This is a genomic window from Massilia sp. BSC265 (assembly GCF_000740675.1).
GTDB lineage: Bacteria > Pseudomonadota > Gammaproteobacteria > Burkholderiales > Burkholderiaceae_D > Telluria.
Map to the genome: position 1 here is coordinate 14,075 of NZ_JPXI01000025.1, position 20,034 is coordinate 34,108.

19 protein-coding genes are annotated in these 20,034 nt (G+C 65.2%); 6 read left to right on the forward strand and 13 right to left on the reverse strand.

Features of this window, described 5'->3' with window-relative positions:
• The first annotated feature begins 161 nt into the window (after positions 1 to 161).
• The 3 genes from MA09_RS05935 (at position 162) to rapZ (ending at position 2,658) form a co-directional block, all read left to right on the forward strand.
• Positions 162 to 644, forward strand: a complete 483-nt coding sequence (locus MA09_RS05935) for a PTS sugar transporter subunit IIA (protein WP_036246226.1) — start codon at positions 162 to 164, stop codon at positions 642 to 644.
• A 172-nt stretch (positions 645 to 816) separates the two neighbouring features.
• Positions 817 to 1,752: an HPr(Ser) kinase/phosphatase gene (hprK, locus tag MA09_RS05940; protein ID WP_036246347.1), complete on the forward strand. Its 936-nt coding sequence runs from the start codon at positions 817 to 819 to the stop codon at positions 1,750 to 1,752.
• Positions 1,753 to 1,779: 27 nt separating this feature from the next.
• Positions 1,780 to 2,658 carry an RNase adapter RapZ gene (rapZ, locus tag MA09_RS05945; protein WP_036246227.1) on the forward strand — a complete coding sequence of 293 codons (879 nt, stop codon included), beginning with the start codon at positions 1,780 to 1,782 and terminating at the stop codon, positions 2,656 to 2,658.
• A 135-nt stretch (positions 2,659 to 2,793) separates the two neighbouring features.
• Here the strand turns inward: rapZ and MA09_RS05950 are convergent, their stop codons facing one another.
• From MA09_RS05950 to MA09_RS05985, 8 genes are all read right to left on the reverse strand, one after another.
• The gene (locus MA09_RS05950; protein ID WP_036246228.1) at positions 2,794 to 3,879 is read right to left on the reverse strand and encodes an enoyl-CoA hydratase/isomerase family protein; all 1,086 of its coding nucleotides are present in this window, start codon (positions 3,877 to 3,879) and stop codon (positions 2,794 to 2,796) included.
• A 182-nt stretch (positions 3,880 to 4,061) separates the two neighbouring features.
• Positions 4,062 to 4,415, reverse strand: coding sequence for a ribosome hibernation-promoting factor, HPF/YfiA family (gene hpf / locus MA09_RS05955; RefSeq protein ID WP_036246229.1), 354 nt, complete (start codon positions 4,413 to 4,415; stop codon positions 4,062 to 4,064).
• Positions 4,416 to 4,473: 58 nt separating this feature from the next.
• Complete coding sequence (locus tag MA09_RS05960; RefSeq protein WP_036246230.1) at positions 4,474 to 5,949, reverse strand: RNA polymerase factor sigma-54; 1,476 nt, start codon at positions 5,947 to 5,949, stop codon at positions 4,474 to 4,476.
• A gap of 15 nt (positions 5,950 to 5,964) precedes the next feature.
• Entirely contained in the window at positions 5,965 to 6,747 is a 783-nt protein-coding gene (lptB, locus tag MA09_RS05965; protein WP_229440571.1) for an LPS export ABC transporter ATP-binding protein, read from the reverse strand.
• On the reverse strand, positions 6,744 to 7,310 hold the full coding sequence (gene lptA, locus MA09_RS05970) for a lipopolysaccharide transport periplasmic protein LptA (protein WP_036246232.1): 567 nt from the start codon (positions 7,308 to 7,310) through the stop codon (positions 6,744 to 6,746). Before lptA ends, lptB begins: the two co-directional genes overlap by 4 nt.
• 38 nt (positions 7,311 to 7,348) lie before the next feature.
• Positions 7,349 to 7,948: an LPS export ABC transporter periplasmic protein LptC gene (lptC, locus tag MA09_RS05975; RefSeq protein WP_036246233.1), complete on the reverse strand. Its 600-nt coding sequence runs from the start codon at positions 7,946 to 7,948 to the stop codon at positions 7,349 to 7,351.
• A 9-nt stretch (positions 7,949 to 7,957) separates the two neighbouring features.
• A complete protein-coding gene (locus tag MA09_RS05980; protein WP_229440572.1) occupies positions 7,958 to 8,470 on the reverse strand; it encodes an HAD family hydrolase in 513 nt (170 codons plus the stop codon).
• 17 nt (positions 8,471 to 8,487) lie between these two features.
• Positions 8,488 to 9,510 (reverse strand): SIS domain-containing protein, encoded by a 1,023-nt coding sequence (locus MA09_RS05985; RefSeq protein WP_036246350.1) that lies wholly within the window; start codon positions 9,508 to 9,510, stop codon positions 8,488 to 8,490.
• 121 nt (positions 9,511 to 9,631) lie between these two features.
• Between MA09_RS05985 and MA09_RS05990 the strand changes: the two genes are divergently transcribed.
• A complete protein-coding gene (locus tag MA09_RS05990; protein WP_036246235.1) occupies positions 9,632 to 11,611 on the forward strand; it encodes a monovalent cation:proton antiporter family protein in 1,980 nt (659 codons plus the stop codon).
• A gap of 126 nt (positions 11,612 to 11,737) precedes the next feature.
• Here the strand turns inward: MA09_RS05990 and MA09_RS05995 are convergent, their stop codons facing one another.
• The 4 genes from MA09_RS05995 to ychF all read right to left on the reverse strand — a co-directional run bounded on the left by MA09_RS05995 (position 11,738) and on the right by ychF (position 16,043).
• Positions 11,738 to 12,856 (reverse strand): diguanylate cyclase, encoded by a 1,119-nt coding sequence (locus MA09_RS05995; RefSeq protein ID WP_036246236.1) that lies wholly within the window; start codon positions 12,854 to 12,856, stop codon positions 11,738 to 11,740.
• Between the two features lie 117 nt (positions 12,857 to 12,973).
• Complete coding sequence (locus MA09_RS06000) at positions 12,974 to 13,819, reverse strand: MOSC domain-containing protein (protein ID WP_036246237.1); 846 nt, start codon at positions 13,817 to 13,819, stop codon at positions 12,974 to 12,976.
• 57 nt (positions 13,820 to 13,876) lie between these two features.
• Complete coding sequence (bla, locus tag MA09_RS06005) at positions 13,877 to 14,779, reverse strand: subclass B3 metallo-beta-lactamase (RefSeq protein WP_229440574.1); 903 nt, start codon at positions 14,777 to 14,779, stop codon at positions 13,877 to 13,879.
• Positions 14,780 to 14,951: 172 nt separating this feature from the next.
• Positions 14,952 to 16,043 (reverse strand): redox-regulated ATPase YchF, encoded by a 1,092-nt coding sequence (gene ychF / locus MA09_RS06010; RefSeq protein ID WP_036246238.1) that lies wholly within the window; start codon positions 16,041 to 16,043, stop codon positions 14,952 to 14,954.
• 211 nt (positions 16,044 to 16,254) lie between these two features.
• Here ychF and MA09_RS06015 point away from each other — a divergent pair, with 211 nt between their 5' ends.
• Positions 16,255 to 16,968 (forward strand): transglycosylase domain-containing protein, encoded by a 714-nt coding sequence (locus tag MA09_RS06015; RefSeq protein ID WP_036246239.1) that lies wholly within the window; start codon positions 16,255 to 16,257, stop codon positions 16,966 to 16,968.
• Here the strand turns inward: MA09_RS06015 and MA09_RS06020 are convergent.
• Positions 16,955 to 18,055 (reverse strand): patatin-like phospholipase family protein, encoded by a 1,101-nt coding sequence (locus MA09_RS06020; RefSeq protein WP_036246240.1) that lies wholly within the window; start codon positions 18,053 to 18,055, stop codon positions 16,955 to 16,957. The genes MA09_RS06015 and MA09_RS06020 overlap by 14 nt on opposite strands.
• A gap of 97 nt (positions 18,056 to 18,152) precedes the next feature.
• Here MA09_RS06020 and MA09_RS06025 point away from each other — a divergent pair, with 97 nt between their 5' ends.
• Positions 18,153 to 20,021: a DUF3857 and transglutaminase domain-containing protein gene (locus tag MA09_RS06025; protein WP_051933209.1), complete on the forward strand. Its 1,869-nt coding sequence runs from the start codon at positions 18,153 to 18,155 to the stop codon at positions 20,019 to 20,021.
• Positions 20,022 to 20,034: the final 13 nt, after the last annotated feature.

Consider the following 20,034-nt stretch of genomic DNA (forward strand, 5'->3'; position numbering starts at 1 on the left):
TTGCCAAGCCGATTTCATGGCAAAACACTACGTTTTCGCCATACCGTCCCCACGTAGGTGACTGTATGCCTGTACAGATGCGAATTCGAATGTCAGCGCCCTGAAACAGGCCTATAATTCCGCCTCGCAAGCACCCTACCCCTGTGCAGGGCACACTAGTTATGACGAACCTTAGCAAAATCCTCTCGCTCGAGAACGTGCAGCTGGACCTGGAAGTTTCCAGCAAAAAGCGTGCATTCGAGCAGGCCGGCCTGATCTTCGAGAACAACTGCGGCATCGCACGTTCGACCGTGTCGGACAACCTGTTCGCACGCGAGCGCCTCGGCTCCACTGGCCTCGGCCATGGTGTCGCCGTGCCGCACGGACGGATCAAGGGCTCCAAGAGCCTGAAGTCGCCGCTGGCGGCCTTCGTGCGCCTGAAGGATCCGATTCCCTTCGAATCGCCGGACGGCCAGCCGGTCAGCCTGCTGTTCTTCCTGCTGATCCCGGACCACGTGACCCAGCAACACCTCGAGATCCTGTCCGAAATCGCCGAGCTGTTCTCGGACGAAGCCGTGCGCAATGCGCTGGCCACCGACCCGGATCCGAAATCGGTGCACGAGCGCATTATCAATTGGCAGCCCAGCCTGCAGGCTTTGGGCTAAGGCGCCTCGAAAAACCTACTGCGCGTTGTACTGGCGGCCTGCGGTGCTCGCTGTACTATTCGTACAGCTCCGCTCCACGGCCACCATTGCCGCCGCTCGCGACGGTTTTTCGAGGCGTCTTTTGTATTAAACTGTCTACGCGGCAATTCGCCGCGTACGGAATGACATGCCCATGCTGCAGACCCCGCTGACCATCCAGCGTTTGTATGATGACAACCGCGACAGCCTTCAATTGGGCTGGTTTGCGGGCTTCCCCGGCGGCGAGCGGCAGATCGCGGGCGACGCGGCCTCGGCCGCCGACCAGGTCGGCCACCTGAACCTGATCCACCCGGGCCGCATCCAGGTGTTCGGGCACCAGGAACTGAACTACTACCACCGCCTGAAATCCGGTTCGCGCACCCACGTGATCGGCGAGCTGATCGGCGGCGGCCCGCCGGCCCTGATCATCGCGCAAGGCTTGGAGACCCCGCCCGACATCCTCGCCATCTGCGACGATCAGAACATCCCCCTGTTCTCGACCCCGCTGCCGGCGGCGCAGGTGATCGACTTCTTGCGCGTCTATCTATCCAAGAAGCTGGCGCAACGCGTCATCATGCATGGCGTCTTCATGGACGTGCTGGGCGTGGGCGTCCTGATCACCGGCGACTCGGGCCTGGGCAAGAGCGAGCTAGGCCTGGAACTGATCTCGCGTTCCCACGGTTTGGTGGCCGACGACGCGGTGGAATTCTCGCGCATCGCGCCGAACATGATCGAGGGCCGCTGCCCGCCGCTGCTGCAGAACCTGCTGGAAGTGCGCGGCCTGGGCCTGCTGGACATCAAGGCGATCTTTGGCGAGACCGCGGTGCGCCGCAAGATGCGCCTCAAGCTCATCGTCCACCTGGTCAAGCGCGGCGCGCTCGACGAGGAAGTCGAACGCCTGCCCTTCCACCACCCGACCGAGGACGTGCTCGGCCTGCCGATCCGGAAGGTCGTCATTCCGGTGGCGGCCGGCCGCAACATCGCGGTGCTGCTCGAGGCCGCCGTGCGCAATACCATCCTCCAGCTGCGCGGCATCGACACCTTGCAGGAGTTCATGGAGCGGCAGAGACAGGCGATGAGCAGCGACTGATCCGCCATTTGGAGTATCATTCCGACCATGCACATCGTCCTCATTACCGGTATTTCCGGCTCGGGCAAGTCGGTTGCCCTGAATGTCATGGAAGACGCAGGCTACTACTGCGTCGACAACCTGCCGCCGGCCCTGCTGCCGGCCCTGGTGTATACGGTCAGTGAGAAAGGCACGCAGAAGATCGCCGTTGCGGTCGATGCGCGCAGTGCCGAATCGCTGGTCGAGCTGCCGGTGAGCGTGCGCCACCTGAAAGAGGAAGGCCACAACGTCAAGGTGATGTTCCTGACCTCGAGCACGCACTCGCTGGTGGCGCGTTTTTCCGAAACCCGCCGCAGCCACCCGCTGTCGCACGAGTTGCGTCCGGGCGAGAATCCGGCTTCGCGCCGCACCCTGATCGAATGCATCGCCGAGGAACGCGAGCGCCTGTCGGCGATCGAGAACCTGGGCCACGTCATCGACACCTCGGAACTGTCCGCCAACAAGCTGCGCGCCTGGGTCAAGGAACTGGCCGACCTCGAGCATGCGCCGCTGACCCTGTTCTTCGAATCCTTCGCCTTCAAGGTGGGCGTGCCGCTGGATGCCGACTTCGTATTCGACGTGCGCGCGGTTCCCAACCCCTACTACGACCTGGCGCTGCGCCCGCTGACCGGCAAGGATGGGCCGGTGATCGCTTTCCTCGACGCCCAGCCGAGCGCGTTGGCGATGCTGGAAGATATCCGCAGCTTCGTGGCAAAGTGGCTGCCTTCGTTCAAGACGGACAACCGCTCCTATCTTACCGTTGCAGTGGGATGCACCGGCGGGCAGCACCGGTCGGTGTACATGGCGGAGAGGCTGGGCGCCTACTTCGGGCAGACCGAGCGCGTGATTGTGCGGCATCGGGAGCAGCCGAAGCACGCGGGGGTTTGATAACGGCCTGCGGCTGCTAATTCGCCCTGAAACCTAGGATGGTCGGCTATGCCGACCGCGCGTTCAACTAACGCAAGCTTGCGAGAACTCATTTTTTAGCTGGACGCGCGGACGGCGAAGCCGTCCACCCTACGATCAAACCAGATGCCGCAGCGGGTGCGCATACTCCGGCCACACCGGTTCGAAGAACCGGTCCACCATCTCCTGCGTCACCTCCGCCAGCGTCGGCGGATTCCACTTCGGCGCATTGTCCTTGTCGATCACCAGCGCCCGCACGCCTTCCAGCACTTCGCCGTGCTCGAAATTGCGGCGCACCAGGTTGCGCTCCATGCGCAGGCAGTCGGCCACGCCCAGCGAGGCGCCGCGCTGCAAGAGCTCGCGCGTCACGCACATCATCAGGGGCGAACGCTGGCGCATCGCCTTCAGCGCCTTCTGCGCGAACGGGTTCTCGTCACGCCCCAGCGAGGCCATGATCATCTCCACGCTGGCTGCACCGAAGTGCGCATCGATCACGCCGCGCTGCGTCTGCAGCTCGCTCGGTCCGATCTGGCCCGCATACTGCGCGGCATACGCGCGGATCGCCGCCGGCAGTTGCGCCCCCGGCGTCGATTCCACCAGGGTCATCAGGCCGTCCAGCCCCCCGCCCGGCACGAACACGTCCGCCAGCCCCACGTAGAGCGCGTCGGCCGCGCCGATGGTCAGGCCGGTCAAGCCCAGGTAGTGGCCCAGCTGGCCCGGCGCATGCGACAGGAAGTGGCTGCCGCCCACGTCCGGGAACAGGCCGATGTTCACTTCCGGCATCGCCATCTTGGTACGGTCGGTAACGATGCGCAGGCCGCAGTCGGGGCCGCCCTGGGCGATGCCCATGCCGCCGCCCATCACGACGCCATCCATTACGGCGATATACGGCTTCGGATAAAAGTGGATCAGGTGGTTCAGCGCGTATTCTTCGGTGAAGAAATCCTCGAGCAGCGCGCTGCCACCCGTCGGACCCACGCGGCCCTTCTCGTGGAAGAAGCGGATATCGCCGCCCGCACACAAGGCCTTTTCGCTGCTGCTGGTGATGACCACCGCGTCGATGCCCGCGTCATCCTTCCATTGCAGCAGGATGGCGGTCAGGGCACGCACCATGTCGAGCGACAGGGAGTTCAGTGCTTTCGGCCGGTCGAGCGTGATGACGCCGGTGCGGTTGGCAACGCGGGTCAGGACGGTGTCGGTCATGGTGATGTTCTGTGGTCGAAAAGACATGCATTCTACAGAACTACGGCGTAAAACTGGAAGCGTCGAAAAGTAACAAGCGCAGTAACATTGAATTATTGACGGAAACACCGACCCGACGCGCGCGAAATGCAAAAAGGGCGTCCCCTCAGACGCCCTTGCTGTATGTGCGGCTGCCCGTATGTTTACGCGGCGGCGGCTTCTCCGTTGTCCGGCAGGCGCTTGTGCGCCACGTGATTATGGTTTTGCAGCATGGATTTGTGTTTCAGAACCTGCCTGTCCAGCCTGTCCATCAGCATGTCGATCGCCGCATAGAGGTCTTGCGCGGCACTGGCCACATGCAAGATCTTGCCCGATACCTGGAGGTTGATCTCGGCTTTCTGCCTTTTTTCTTTCTCGGTGAGGTTATCGATGGCGAGGAACACGTGGGTGTCGATCACGTGGTCGAAATGGCGGGTGATGCGCTCGAGCTTATTCTGAACGTATTCACGGATGGCGGGTGTAACTTCGAGATGGTGGCCGCTGATTGTGAGGTTCATACACACTCCTTTGGGAAGGTGCCCTGCCCGCGCCACAAGGTGAGAGTGGGCAGGTGCTTTACAGGGATTTGCGGAGGCTGACGGGCGGAATCTTGAGCGCTTCGCGGTATTTGGCAACCGTCCGGCGCGCAATGACCATACCTTGTTCCCCGAGCATCTCCGCGATCTTGCTGTCGGATAGAGGATTCCTAGGGTCTTCTGCTCCTGTCAATTGCGCGATGAGCGCGCGGATCGCCGTCGAGGAGGCTTCTCCCCCCGCTTCGGTGGCGACGTGGCTTCCGAAGAAGTACTTCAGCTCAAACATGCCGTGCGGGGTCAGCATGTATTTCTGAGTGGTTACACGTGAGATCGTGCTCTCGTGTAGGCCTAGTGTATCAGCTATCTCACGCAAAACAAGAGGGCGCATGGCAACCGCGCCGTGGCTGAAAAAATTGCGCTGGCGCTCGACGATCGCCTCGGCAACACGCAGGATCGTATCGAAGCGCTGGCGCATGTTCTTGATGAGCCACTTGGCTTCCTGCAGCTGCGCGCCCATCTGGCTCTCGCTCTTCCCCTGCTTGAGCAGGCTGGCGTACAGGCTGTTCACGCGCAGCTTCGGCATCACTTCCGGGTTCAGCGAGACGGCCCAGCCGTTCTTCGCGCGGCGCACGATCACGTCCGGCACCACGTAGTCCGACACGCCCGAGCCAAAGGCCGCGCCGGGATGCGGATTGCACTGGCGGATCACGGCCTGCACCTCGCGCAGGTCTTCGTCGTCGCAGTCGAGCGCTTTTTTGAGCTTGGTGTATTCGCGCTGGGCGAACCAGGTCAAATATCCTTCGACGATCTTCAGGGCCAGGCGCCGCGTCACCAGCGGCACGCCCGGCATGCGGCGGATCTGCAGGGCCAGGCATTCGCCCGCGCTGCGCGCCCCCACGCCGGTCGGGTCCAGGCTCTGCACCAGCGCCAATGCGCAGCGCAGCTCGTCCATCTCGACCTCGAGTTCTTCCGGCAGGCGCGCATGGATCTCGTCAAGCGGTTCTTCCAGGTAGCCGTTGTCGTCGAGCGCATCGATCACCAGCTCGGCCAGCGCGCGGTCGCGCATGCTGCAGCCGGTCAGGCGAATCTGCTCGCCCAGGTGTTCGCGCAGCGTGATGCCATCGGCTTCCAGCTGCGGACGGCCGTCCTCGTCGTCGCCGCTGCGCGCACCGCCGCCTTCACCGCCCCAGTCCATGTCGGCATCGCCACGCTCGCCATGGTCCTCGCCATCCATGCCCCCGTTCTCGGCCTTGGCGCCGTCCGGCCCTTCCTGTCCGGGCTGGGCAGCCGGCGCTTCGCCATTCGGCGGCGCGGTATTGATGGCGCCGTCGGCCAGCAGGCGCACCGAGCGGTCGAGCGGATCGTCGAGCCGTTCGAGCAGCGGGTTATCATGCAGGATCTGCTCGATCTCCTGGTGCAGTTCGAGCGTGGACAACTGCAGCAGGCGGATCGACTGCTGCAGTTGCGGCGTGAGCGCCAGGTGCTGCGAGGTGCGAAGCTGGAGAGACTGTTTCATGCCAGATGTTCGTGACTACATTCTGAAATGCTCACCGAGGTACACACGCCGCACGGATTCGTTGGCGATGATGTCGTCGGGGCGGCCAGAGGCCAGCACCGCGCCCTGGTTGATGATGTAGGCGCGGTCGCAGATGCCGAGCGTCTCGCGGACGTTGTGGTCGGTGATCAGCACGCCGATGTTGCGCTCCTTCAGGAAGCGCACGATGCGCTGGATCTCGATCACCGCGATCGGGTCGACGCCGGCGAAGGGTTCGTCGAGCAGCACGAAACGCGGGTTGGTCGCCAGCGCGCGCGCGATCTCGACGCGGCGCCGCTCGCCGCCCGACAGCGACAGCGCCGGGTTCTCGCGCAGCTTCTCGATCTGCAGGTCAGCCAGCAGGGTGTCGAGGCGCTCGTTGATCTGGTCCTTCGTGAGCGGCTTGCCGTCCACGCGCTGCAGTTCCAGCACGGCGCGGATGTTCTCCTCCACCGTCAGCTTGCGGAACACCGAGGCTTCCTGCGGCAGGTAGGACAGTCCCAGCACCGCGCGCCGGTGGATCGGCAGGCTCGAGATGTCGGTGCCGTTGATGTCGATGGTGCCGGCGTCCGAGGGCACCAGGCCGACGATCATGTAGAACGAGGTGGTCTTGCCGGCGCCGTTCGGGCCGAGCAGGCCGACCACTTCGCCGCACTCCACCTGCAGCGACACGTCGCGCACCACCAGGCGCTTGCCGTAGCTCTTCTGCAGGCCATTGACGATCAGGGTGCTGCAGCCTTCGCGCGCGGTCGCCATTTCTGCGCTCGATGATGCCGTCATCGCTTGCCGCCCTCGGTTGCAGACGCGGCCGGCGTGGCGCGGCGCGGCGCGATGATCAGGGTGCCGCGGCCGCCGCCCACCTTGCTGGCGCCGCTGGCGTCGTTGCGCACCTGCGCGACTTCGCGGCGGTTGTCGTAGGAGATGAAGGGGCCCTTGATCTCGTTGGTCATGCGCCCGCTCTCCAGTTCGCGCACTTCGGCGTTGGTGAAGAGCTTGACCAGTTCGGCGCGCTCGTCGTATTCGATGCGCTGGGCCTGGCCCTCGACCCACAGATCGGCACCGCCGTCGCGCTTCTGGCGGAAGGTGGCCAGCTTGCCGCTGTTGGCGGTAAGGGTCACGCTCAGGTAGCCTTCCGGCGTTTCCTTCACCAGGGCGCGGTCGGATTTGAGCATCAAGGTGCCGCGCGTGAGCACGACGTTGCCGGTCAGGATGCGGGTTTGCGTGACCTCGTCGACGTCGAGCGAATCGAAGTCGATCACGGCCTGCTTGAGCGAATCGGCGCGCTCCGCCGAGGCGCCGAAGGCGGCCAGGCTGAGGAATGCGGCTGCGATGAGTTTTTTCATGTTCTTGCTTTGTCCTGGGTTGACGCGGCGCCCTGGTCTTACTGGCGCGCGCGTGGCGGATAGACGATCTGGCCGCGGCTGGCCAGGTGCAGCTTCTGGGTCGCATTGTTGGCGACCATGCCGGTACCGGTCACGGTGGCGGCCCCCAGCTGCATCCGGATCGGACGCTCGGTCTTGAGGATTTCCTCGTCGGGCAGCACGGTCAGGGCCTGGGTCTGCACGCGCAGCGCTTCGCTGGTCGGCGTGGCCGGGCGCTGGATGTCGACGTTGCCGAGCAGTTCGACGCGGTGCTCCTCGTGGTAGATCTGGGCGCGGTTGGCGACGATGGTCATGCGCGGGCGGCCGGGCGTGATGCCCTGCATCACCGGCGCCTCGACCTGGGACACGTCGCCCAGCGGCGTGTGCGCCAGGCGCTTGCCCGACACCACGTAGCTCGGCTTGCCCTGTTCCGTCATGCGCACGAAGGAAAAGTTCTCGACGATGTAGTCCGGCTCGTCCTGTGGCCCGCCGAGGCGGGCGTCGCCATCCTGCTGTTCCATCACCTGCACCAGCCAGAAGCTGCCGAAGGCGCAGAAGGTCGCGATCATCATGATCGTCAGGAGCTTCCAGCGGTGGGCGGTGCGCTTGTAATTGACCATGCTGCGTCGTTATGCAAAATACGGCGCAAGCGCCTGTTCGTAGGTGCCCTGCGCGCGCATGACGAGGTCGCAGACCTCGCGCACGGCGCCGCGGCCGCCCGCGTTCCTGGTGACGTAATGCGCGCGGTGCTGCACTTCCGGATGGCCCGAGGGCACGGTGACGGCGAAGCCGACGCGGGTGAACAGCGGCAGGTCGATCACGTCGTCGCCGATGTACCCGCATTCTTCCGGCGTCACACCTGTTGCTTGCAGCAATTCTGCGAAACCGACGCGCTTGTCGTGGATGCCCTGGTAGACGTGCGAGATGCCGAGATCGGCCGCACGCTTGACCACGATCGGCGACTTGCGTGCGCTGATGATGGCGGTCTTGACGCCGGTCTTGTTCAGCAGCTGGATGCCGAGGCCGTCGAGCACGTTGAAGGTCTTGGTGACCTCGCCGTCCGGGCCGTACGTCAGGCTGCCATCGGTAAGCACGCCGTCGACATCGAAGATCATCACCTTCACGCGCGCCGCGCGTTGCATAAACTCTGTTGGCGTCATCAAATCACCTTGGCGCGGGTCAGGTCGTGGATGTGGAGCGCGCCCACCAGGCGGTCTTCGCCGTCGACGACGAGCATCTGGTTGATGCGGAATTCTTCCATGACCGCGACGGCATCCACCGCCAGCTGTTCCGGATGAACGCGGCGCGGGTTGGCATGCATCACGTCGCGGATCGTGATGTTGGAGAAGTCGGTCACGCGCTCGATCAGGCGGCGCAGGTCGCCATCGGTAAACACGCCGACCGGGCGGCGCTCTTCGTCGACGATGGCGGTCATGCCCATGCCCTTCTGGCTGATTTCCAGCAGCGCGCGCGTCAGCGGGGTATCTGGCGACACCGCAGGGATGGCATCGCCGCTGCGCATCACGTCGCGCACGTGGGTCAAGAGGCGGCGGCCGAGGGCGCCGCCGGGGTGCGACATGGCGAAGTCTTCCTCGCGGAAGCCGCGCGCATCCAGCAGCGACACGGCCAGCGCGTCACCCATGGCGAGCGTGACGGTGGTGCTGGTGGTCGGGGCCAGGTTCAGGGTGCAGGCTTCCTTGGCCACCGAGATGTCGAGGTGGATCTCGGACAGCTTGGCCAGGCGCGAATGCGGCTTGCCGGTCATCGAGATGACCGGCGTGCCCATGCGCTTGATGGCCGGCAGGATTTCCAGCAGCTCGGACGATTCGCCGGAATTCGAAATGGCAATGAACACGTCGTGCGACGTCACCATGCCGAGGTCGCCGTGGGCGGCTTCGCCGGGGTGCACGAACATGGCCGGCGTGCCGGTCGAGGCCAGGGTAGCGGCAATCTTGCGGCCGATGTGGCCCGACTTGCCCATGCCGGAAACGACCACGCGGCCGGTGCAGCCGTACAGCAGCTGGACGGCGCGCACGAAAGTATCGTCGTCGCCGAGGCGCGCATGCAGGGCGCGGATCGCGTCGGCTTCGATGGCAAGGGTCTCGCGGCCCAGCTCCAGCACACGGCGGGCCTGGTCCGCGTCAAAACTTTTCAGCATTATTTTTTCATGGGTTACACTCATGACGGCAGTATAAACGAATTGGGTAAGCAAAAAACTTGCCAGTCGTAACAAACTACGACACTGAGCGCGACAAAGCACGCGACAACGAATATAACAACGACAACAAAATACACTGGGGAAGATGCATTCCGGACTTGAACTGACCCTGCTCCTGCTGGGCTGCGCCGTGCTGGGCGTGGTCGCATTCCGGATGCTTCACCTCCCGCCGATGCTCGGCTATCTGGCCGTCGGCGTATTGATCGGCCCCCATGCGCTGGCCTTGGCAGACGACAGTCCCGCCACCCATGCGCTGGCCGAATTCGGCGTCGTCTTCCTGATGTTTTCCATCGGCCTCGAATTTTCCCTCGCCCAGCTCAAATCGATGCGGCGCATCGTGTTCGGACTAGGTCTGGCTCAAGTCGTATTGACAATCGCGGCGGCGATGGTTTTCGGTCTGTTAATTTCCTGGTGGGCAGCTTCCCTGCACGTGAGCTGGCAGGCCGCGTTTGCCCTGGGTGGGGCGCTGGCAATGTCGTCGACCGCCATCGTGGTCAAGATGCTCACCGAGCGGCTCGAACTGGAAAGCGAGCACGGGCGCCGCATCATCGGCATCCTGCTGTTCCAGGATCTCGCCGTGGTGCCGCTCCTGATCATGATTCCCTCGTTGGCGCGGCCAGCCGAGGAACTCGCCATCACGCTCGGCTGGGCGGCGCTCAAGGCGGCCTTCGTGCTGGCCCTGCTCCTGAAGTTCGGCCAGAAGCTGATGCGCAACTGGTTCACCATCGTCGCCAAGCGCCGCTCGCAGGAGCTGTTCATGCTCAACCTGCTGCTGGTGACGCTCGGCCTGGCCTGGATCACCGAGCAGGCCGGCCTGTCGCTGGCGCTGGGAGCCTTCGTGGCCGGCATGCTGATCTCCGAAACCCAGTACAAGCACCAGGTGGAAGAAGACATCAAGCCCTTCCGCGACGTGCTGCTCGGGCTGTTCTTCATCACGGTGGGCATGCTGCTCAACCTGCAACTGGTGCTGCAGCACTGGTGGGTGGTGCTGGCGCTGGTGATCTTTCCGGTGCTGCTCAAGTTCGCCATCATCGCGGCGCTGGCCAAGGCCTTTGGATCGTCGGACGGCGTCGCGATGCGCACCGGCCTGGCGCTGGCGCAGGCGGGTGAGTTCGGCTTCGTGCTGCTGAACCTGGCAATGGGCTCGAAGCTGGTCGACCCTTTCCTGATCCAGCTGGTGCTGGCATCGATGGTGCTGTCGATGCTGCTCGCGCCCTTCATCATCGACAACATGGACCGCATCGTCATGAAGCTGGCGGCCAACGAATGGATGATGCAGTCGCTCCAGCTGACCCAGATCGCCAGCCGCACCATGAAGACCCAGAAGCACGTGATCATTGCCGGTTTCGGGCGCAGCGGCCAGAGCCTGGCGACGCTGCTGAGCGAAGAAAAGCTGCCCTGGTACGCGCTCGACCTGGACCCGGAGCGGGTGCAGGAAGCGCAGGCCGCCGGCGCCAACGTCTCCTACGGCGACGCGGCGCGCCGCGAAAGCCTGATCGCGGCCGGCATCAACCGCGCCAGCGCGCTGGTGATCACCTTCGCCGACACCAGATTGGCGCTGAAGGTGCTGCACCTGGTGCACGAGCTGGCGCCGAACCTGGCCGTGATCGTGCGCAGCCACGACGACAGCGACCTCGACGTGCTCAAGCAAGCCGGAGCCACCGAGGTGGTGCCGGAAGCGCTGGAGAGTTCACTGATGCTGGCCTCGCACGCGCTGGTGACGATGGGCGTGCCGCTGCGCCGCGTGGTGCACCGGGTTCAGGTGGTGCGCGACGAACGGTACGCCTCGCTGCGCGGCTACTTCCACGGCGCCAGCGACGTGTCGGACGACCTCGAGCACACCCACGTGCGCCTGCATTCCGTGACGCTGCACAGCGGCGCGGCGGCGATCGGCCGGCAGCTCCGCGAGCTGGCGCTGGAGGAAACCGGGGCGGAGGTGACGACGCTGCGCAGGAATGGGCAGAGCCTGAACTTCGATCCGGAGACGACCCTGCTGGCCGGCGATGTGCTGGTGCTGCGGGGTGAAGGCGAAGCCGTTAGCAACGCCGAAAGCCGTTTACTGTAGGGTGGGCGGGGGAAAACAGTCCAGTGGACTGTTTTCCCGCCCACGCGGTGATTGTTACCGGCTCCGTTGTCGTGCTCGATGATCTTGCTGCAAACTACCACTACGTGGGCGGACAAGCCGCCCACCCTACGACAGCGACACCACGCGATTGCGGCCATTGGCCTTCGCCTGGTACAGCGCCGTATCCGCCTGCGCCACCAGGTCCTGTGCCACGCCCTCGATCGCATGATCCCGCTCGAAATCATCCAGCGTCGCCACCCCGATCGAGACCGTCACCTCTACCCGCTCGCCCGTGTTCAGGTGCACCGGGCTCAAGGCCACGCTGGCGCGGATGCGCTGCGCCACCATGCTGGCGCTTTCCAGGTCCGCATCGATCAGGAGCACCACGAATTCCTCGCCGCCGAAGCGCGCCAGCGCATCCGAGATGCGCAGTTCGGCCTTGATGCGGTTGGCCACCTCGCGCAGCACCTCGTCGCCGCCCTGGTGTCCCATGCTGTCGTTGACCTGCTTGAAATGGTCGATGTCGATGTACATGCACGAGACACGGTAGCCCTGGCGGCGCGCCCGCGCGATTTCTTCCACCAGGCGGCGGTCGATGTAGCGGCGGTTGTAGACGCCGGTGAGCGAATCGGTCAACCCGATAAACTTCAGCATCTCGTTGCTGATGACGTTCTCGAGGCAGATCGCGACGATCGAGCCCATGTGCTCGATGAAGTCGGTGCCGAGGGCCGACGTAAAACGGTTCGGGTCCGCGCTGCCCAGGTTCAGGCTGCCGATCAGGCGGGTGTTGCGCAGCAGCGGCACCAGGGCCACGCTCTGCAGGTCCTTGGGCGGCTGCGGGAACATCGCAGCATGGCGGGACGGTGCATACGGGCCCAGCACCGGACGCGGAAGATGCCCCTGCGGCGCCGTGAACCCGAGCTCCTCGGCATGTTCGCAGAACAGCAGGTTGGGCAGCTCTTCGTAGTCCACGCCCAGCTTGTGCATGACGGTATAGATGTCGGCTTCCGGATCGACCAGCGACAGCGTCACGACATCGAGTTCGGAGATGAGCGGCAGCGTGCAGAAGATGGTCGACACCAGTTCCGTGAACGAACCCGCGCCCACGATCTGCAGGTCGAAAGCCTGGTGGCGGGTCATGATCGCATGGTTGCGCTCGGCCTGCTCGAGCAGGTACGCCATGCGAGAACGCAGGGCCTCGTTCTCCAGCATCAGTTCTCGCGTCTGCGCATCCGGCTCGTGCATTGAAAATTCCTTTCAGCAATAACCGTAACATTACGCCATCTTTCCTACCTTGCAAACGAAAAATCGCCCGGATGGGCGATTTAACGACACTGCAAGGCTGATGCAGGCTGCATCGAATCAGAACGCGATGGCGGCGTCGAGCTGCTGACCGACGCGTAAGGACGCGCCCTCGCCTCTAGTGACGATGCAGTTCATGCCCATGCAGACCGCGCCTTCCATGCGCGAATTGGCGCGGTAGGTTTGCAGGATGTCGAGCGGATCGGGGCCCATGATGCCGGTGGCCTGGTCGATCGACGGGATCGGACAGCGCGCGCAGGGCTTGACCGGGCGGATCGCCAGGCCATCCGCCGTCAACGCCTCCACGTAGTCTTCCTCGAAGGCCTCGATGCCGTCGACCACCAGGTTCGGGCGGAAGCGGTTCATCGGCAACGGCGCGCGGCCGGCGGCTTGCAGCCTGGCGTTGAGGTCGTCAAGCGAAGCCTGGCCAATGACCAGGATCGGGTAGCCGTCGGCGAAGCGGGTTTCGGCGGGCACGCCGCCGGTCCATTTGGTGCTGGTGGGACGGTGCACATCCGGGCGGAAGCGCACCAGGCGGCAAGCGCCGCCTATCGCATCTGCAAACCAGCTGGCAGCGGCATCGCCGCAGTCGGCGGCCTCCACGCTGTGGTCCCAGATCTGCACGGTCATTTTCGCTGCAGCGGGATCGTGCGCCAGCGGCAGGCGCAGCGGCGGCATGCCGGGGGCCGTCACCTCGACGGCATCGCCGTCGATACGCGGGGTGACGAGCGCCATGCGCGGATACTCGCGCTGGGTCAGGAACTGGCCCTCGGGGGTGACAAGCATCCACTCGCGGTCGTGCACGCCCTGCGCCTCCAAACCTGAGATAAGGAACTGCGCCTCCGGCACCGCAATGCCGGCGCAGGACTTGATCGGATAGATGAGGAGTTCGGTAACGGTGGCCATGCTGTCAGCTCTCGCGAAAGAAGGTCGACAGTATGGCAGCAATCCAGGTCCTTGTCCTCAGCCTCCGGCGGCCTTGGCCTTTTCAATGCGTTCACGCTGCAGGCGCGCCTCGAAGCTCTTGACGGCGCCGGCGGCCAGCTTGCGGCAGCCTTCCGGATCGATGAACGGGTTCGATTGCGCCGTCTTCGCCGCCGCCTTGTTGAACGCATCGCTGAAGCCCGGATGGGCGGCGATCACGATGTCGCACTTCAGGTTGGCGACCCGGTCGATCGTCTTGCGAAAAGCTGCGGAGCGGTCCGGGTAGTTGGCGCCGCCGGTGAAGTAGAAGCCGTCGGTGGACACCGCGGTCAGGCTGTCGGCATAGACCATGTCCAGGCAACGCCCTGCCTCGCAGGATTGCCAGGTCCAGGTAGTGCCGCCGGGCGTGTGGCCGGGGGTGTAGTGCACGGTGAAGCGCAGCGGGCCGACCGACAGGGTTTCGCCGTCCGCGACTTCCTTCACCTGCGCGACCTTGGGGATGTGGGCGCGCTCCTTCGGGTCGTACTGCGGATCGTCCGTGCCCGGGGTGCCGTCGCGCAGCACCTGGGCGCCGTGCGGGCTGTGGGCGACCGTGGCGCCGCTGGCCTTCTGCAGCGCGGCGATGCCGCCGGCGTGGTCGAAGTGGGCGTGCGAGTTCAGGATCAGCTTGACGTCCTTCATCCTGAAGCCGAGGGATTCGATGTTTTTCTGGATCAGCGGGGCGGACTGTGGCAGTGCGCCGTCGAGCAGGACGTGGCCCTGAGGGCTGGTGACCAGGATGGCGGACAGGCCGGCGGTGCCGACGTAGTAGGTGTTGCCGTGGATGTTGAAGGGCTTGGCGGGCTGGTTCCATTCGGCGCAGGAACCGCAGTTGATCGCGTCCTGGGCCAGGGCGCCGTTCGTTGCCAGCAAGAGGGCAACAGTCATCAGGCTTGTTTTCATGATGTGCTCATTGATCGGTTGTTATCGGAACTGATACTCGACCGTAGTTGAACATGGAAGTGGCAATTGGAAAACTGTTGTGGGACGAACGGCCATCTACCTGGGACGAAAGCGATCCAAAAGAAAAGCCCCGTTCGAAGGCGGGGCTTGGCATGTGCTCCAGCGGAACAGGTTAGACGTTGAACAAGAAGTTCAACACATCCCCATCCTTGACGATGTACTCCTTGCCTTCCGCCCGCATCTTGCCCGCTTCCTTGGCGCCCGCCTCACCCTTGTAGGCGATGTAGTCGTCGAAGGAGATGGTCTGGGCACGGATGAAGCCGCGCTCGAAATCGGTGTGGATCACGCCCGCGGCCTGCGGTGCGGTGGCACCGATCGGCACGGTCCAGGCGCGCACTTCTTTCACGCCGGCGGTGAAGTAGGTCTGCAGGCCCAGCAGCTTGAAGCCGGCGCGGATCAGGCGGTCCAGGCCCGGCTCTTCCATGCCCATGTCGGCCAGGAAGTCCTTCTTGTCGGCGTCGTCCATCTCGGCGATTTCCGATTCGATGGCGGCGCTGATGGCCACGATCGGGGCATTCTGCTCGTTGGCGAAGGCGGTCAGCTGGTCCAGCAGCGGGTTGTTGGTGAAGCCGGTGTCCGACACGTTGGCCACGTACATGGCCGGCTTGGCGGTGATCAGGCTCAGCTGCTTGATCAGGGCCATCTCTTCGGCGTCCAGGCCCAGGGTGCGGACCGGCAGGCCTTCGTTCAGGTGCGGCAGCACCCTTTCCAGCAGGGCCACCAGCTTGGCGGCGTCCTTGTCGCCCGAGCGCGCCTTCTTCTGCTCGCGCTGGATCGCCTTCTCGACGGTGGACAGGTCGGCCAGCGCCAGTTCGGTCTGGATCACGACGATGTCGTCCAGCGGGCTGACCTTGCCGGCCACGTGCACGACGTTGTCGTCTTCGAAGCAGCGCACCACGTTGACGATGGCGTCGGTTTCACGGATGTGCGACAGGAACTGGTTGCCCAGGCCCTCGCCTTTCGAGGCGCCGGCCACCAGGCCTGCGATGTCGACGAATTCCACGATGGCCCGCACCACGCGCTCCGGCTTGACGATGGCGGCCAGCTGGTCGATGCGCGGATCCGGCACCTCGACCACGCCGACGTTCGGCTCGATGGTGCAGAACGGGTAGTTTTCAGCCGGGATGCCGGCCTTGGTCAGTGCGTTGAACAGGGTGGACTTGCCGACGTTCGGCAGGCCGACGATGCCGCATTTGAGGCTCATGGGAACTCTTTCTATTCGGTGAACGCGGAGCGTGAATGCAGCCTGCTCCAAAACCCCACATTGTAACCTCGGACGCGCCGGGTTGCCGAAAAAAACGGCGTGCGCCGCCCCGGTTGTTGTGTCCGTTTGCACATCGCCCAGGTGTAAAAGTGTGCATTTTGGCCGGGATTGTTGCTGCTAAGATCGCAATTCCCACATTTCCTGGACAGCCATGACTTCGAATGCATTGCAACGCAAGACCTGGCGGCGCCTGCCCACGTTGCTGGCACTGGTTCTGGTAGCCTACCTGGCAGTCGCAGCTGCATGGGCGTGGATGGTCCTCGACGACGCACTCAGCCTGGCCGTGCCGACGGAAACGGTCATGCTTTCCGAACGCCAGGCCGTGGTCCTGCTGCGCGTGGAAGACCCGACCTTCTATGATCATGCGGGCCTGAGCCTCGGCCAGGGCCAGGGCGTGGCAACCATTTCATCGGCGGTGGCGCGCGACCTGTTCCTCGGCGATGGCCGGCTCGACGGCGTGCCGGGCATGCTGCAGGCCGTCTACCGCGGCGTGTTCGCTTGCTGCAAGCGCATCGACCTGGGCCGCGACGTGATGGCGCTGGTGCTGGACGCACGGATGTTCAAAGCGGAACAGCTGGCGCGCTACACGGCCACGGTCTACATGGGCACCCACCAGGGCCGGCAGCTCACGGGCCTGGCGCAGGCATCGCGCAGCTACCTGGGCAAGCCGCTCGAGGCGGCAACGGACGAGGAATTCATCCGGCTGGTGGCGATGATCAAGGCGCCCAACCACTACCATCCGTCGCGCAACCCGGCGGCGCTGGCCGAACGCGCCGCGCGTATCCAGGCACTGCTGCTCGGCAGGTGCGAGCCCGGCGGATGGTTCGATACCGACTTCGAGGGCTGCGCGTCTAGATCGGCCTGATCCGCGACAGGTCGGGCTTGGCCACGAAGGCGGCCAGCTCATCCCGCAGGCGCTGCCCTTCCCCCATCGCGCGCGTCCAGTTGCGGATGCGCTCGTCATGGTCCAGCCCGTAGAACTTGAAGTCCGCCCGGTCCGGCAGCTTGCCGCGCGGCAGGGTGCGCAGGAATTCGTCGGATGGCGCGACGATCAGCACGTTGTCGAGCCAGTGGCGGTGGGCGCGTCCCGCCCGGCGCCACGGGAAGCCCTTGTCGAGCCAGCCCGGCACGATGTGCTGCGTGAAATGCGGGTACAGCACCAGGTCGGTCCCCTCCCCTGCGGCGTTCGCCGCTTTTGCATAGGGCAAGGCCAGGTGGTAATCGATGATGCCGCCATCCCAGTAGCTGCCCGGCGGCAGGTCCGCGATGCCGGTGACCGGCTTCATGATGAGGGGCAGCGTGCCCGAGGCCAGCAGGCTGGCCGCGAGGTTCTGGCGCGTGAGCGATGAAAAATGGGTGGTGAAGGCATCGAAGCGCTCGCGCAGCCACGGCGCATGGGCACGGGCGTCGCCGATCACCACGCGTTCCATCATGCGGCCGAGCCAGGCGCGCGAACAGGCATTGTGCAGGGCGGCCGCGGCGAAACCGCGCAGTTCGGCGCGCGCGTGTCCTGGCGCGGCCAGGGCGCCCTTGCCGCGCACGGCCAGCAGGTGCAGGCGGTGGTGGGGATGGCTGACGATGTCGTCCTCGTGGCCGCGCACGAACTCGCCCAATAATCCCTGCACCACTTCGTCGATCTGCTGCTGGGTCGGTTTCTTGCTGGTGTAGCGCTGGCCCGCGTACAGCTCGCCCAGGCGCGCAAACGCCTTGACGGGGTCGCGCTGGCAGGCGGCGGCCATGCGCCAGGCGCCGATCGAGGAACCGATGAGCACGCGCTCGCGCGGCGCACCGGGCAGCCATTCGCCGAACATCCACCCGTCGAGCGCCTGGAAGATCAGGCCCTTGGGGCCGCCGGCCGCGGCCGGCACGATGGCGATGTCCTGCGCGCGCAAGCCCTGCGCGCCGATCTGGGCCAGGGCCAGTGGCCCGGCGTGGAATGTGAGTGCCTTCATGGGCCGAAATTATCGCAGGAAGAGCGTGCTTGCGCAGGCGCAAGGGTGGCATGGACGCGCTGCGTAACATGGACCGATCGCTTTCGCGGAGCCCGCCATGTCCATCCGACTCGCCTTGTTCCTGATGCTGCTGTTCGCCTGCGGCCGGCCGGCGGCGGCCGACAGCGGGACCGACCGTTCGGTCGTCATCGAGCGCCATTGGCAGCACTTCACGGTGGATGCCGACGGCGCCTACACCCTCGATGTCGAATTGGTGAAAACCATCGCCACGCCAAGCGCCGTCGAACGGCATGCCGAACAATCCATCAGCTTCAACGGCTCGCTCGACAGGGTAGTGTCCGTCGAAGCCTGGACCACCAAGCCCGACGGACGGCGCGTGCCGGTCGGGCCGCAGCAGATCCGCGACCAGCACGAAGCCGCATCCGCCGATGCGCCCATGTTCCAGGACACGCGCCTGAAAGTCGTCATCTTCCCCGGCGTCCAGGCCGGCGACACGCTTACCCTGCGCTATTCCATCCGGCGCCATACGCCGCTGTTCCCCGGCCAGTTCGAAGACTTCACGGTGGCCCGCCCCTACCGCCACAAGGATTTCCGGCTCACCTACGACCTGCCGGCCGCGATGACGCTGCAGGCGGATGCCGTCGGTTTCGAGCCGGTGGCATCCGAGAGCTTGCCGGGCCGGCGACGCCATGCCTTCCGCTACGTGGACGGACACAACGAACGCATCGAATCGGGATCGGTAAGCTACCTCGACTACGGCCGGCGGCTGGCGGTCTCCACCTTCCCCGACTACCCGGCCTTTGCGCGTGCCTACCACGAACGCGCCGTCGTGGCGGCGAAGCCGGACGCTGCCATCGCGGCGCTGGCGAGCCAAGTCACGCAAGGGCTGGACAGCACGCAGGCGCGGGCAGTCGCGCTGTCGGACTGGGTACGGCGCAATATCCGCTACGTCGCCGTCTACCTCGGACCGGGCGGCGTGGTGCCGCATCCTGCATCGTCCGTGCTGGCCAACCGCTACGGCGACTGCAAGGACCACGTCGTGCTGCTCCAAGCCCTGCTGGCTGCAAGCGGCATCCCGTCCAGCGCCGCGCTGGTCAATGGCGACGATGCCTACCGCCTGCCTGCGGTGCCCACGCTGGGCGTGCTGAACCACGTGATCGTCTACGTGCCGCAGTTGCAGCTCTTCCTCGACCCGACCGCCGGCACGGTGGCGGGCGGCTTCCTGGCACCGAGCCTGCTCGGCAAGCCGGTGCTGCTGGCGGATTCCGGCGGGTTCGCGGTCACGCCCACCTACCAGCCGGCGCGCAGCCGCACCCTGACGCGCTTCGATATCGCGCGCGACGGCAGCAGCCGCTTCCATGTGCGGCGCACCAGCGGCGGTGCCATCGCGGAACCCTACCGCCAGGCCGTCCGCGCCACCCCACAAGCCGAGCGCGAGCGCTTCGTGCGGCGCATGCTGGCAGGGCTCGGGCAGACGGGGGATGGCCTGCTCGAACCGGGCGAAGCGGATACGCCGGGCCAGGCCGCGCCGACGGACGACTACACGCTGGCGTTCTCCGGCGCCACCGATGGTTTCCTGCGCCTGCCGGGGCCGGTCGCTTTGGCGACGACCTACAACTTCTGGGGCGGATTGGGCGACGCGGTATTCGACCTGGGCCGCGAGCCGGAGCGGCGCCAGGAATTCGTCTGCCCCGCCGTCGATGCCGAGGACGAACTGCGCTATGCGCTGCCGCCCCGCACCCGCGTGCTCGCCCTGCCCAAAGGGCTGGTAGTGGATGACGGCAGGTTCTTCTACCGCTCGCAGTATGCGCGGCAGGGCAAGGAGGTGGTGGTGAAGCGCCGCCTGCAGTTCCGGCATACGGCGGCGACATGCACGCCGGAGGATTACCGCCGGATGCGGCCGGCACTCGAGCGCATGATGGGCGACCTGCGCGGGCAGGTCGTGGTGCGGGGACCTTCGTACTGATCGACCGCCAGAT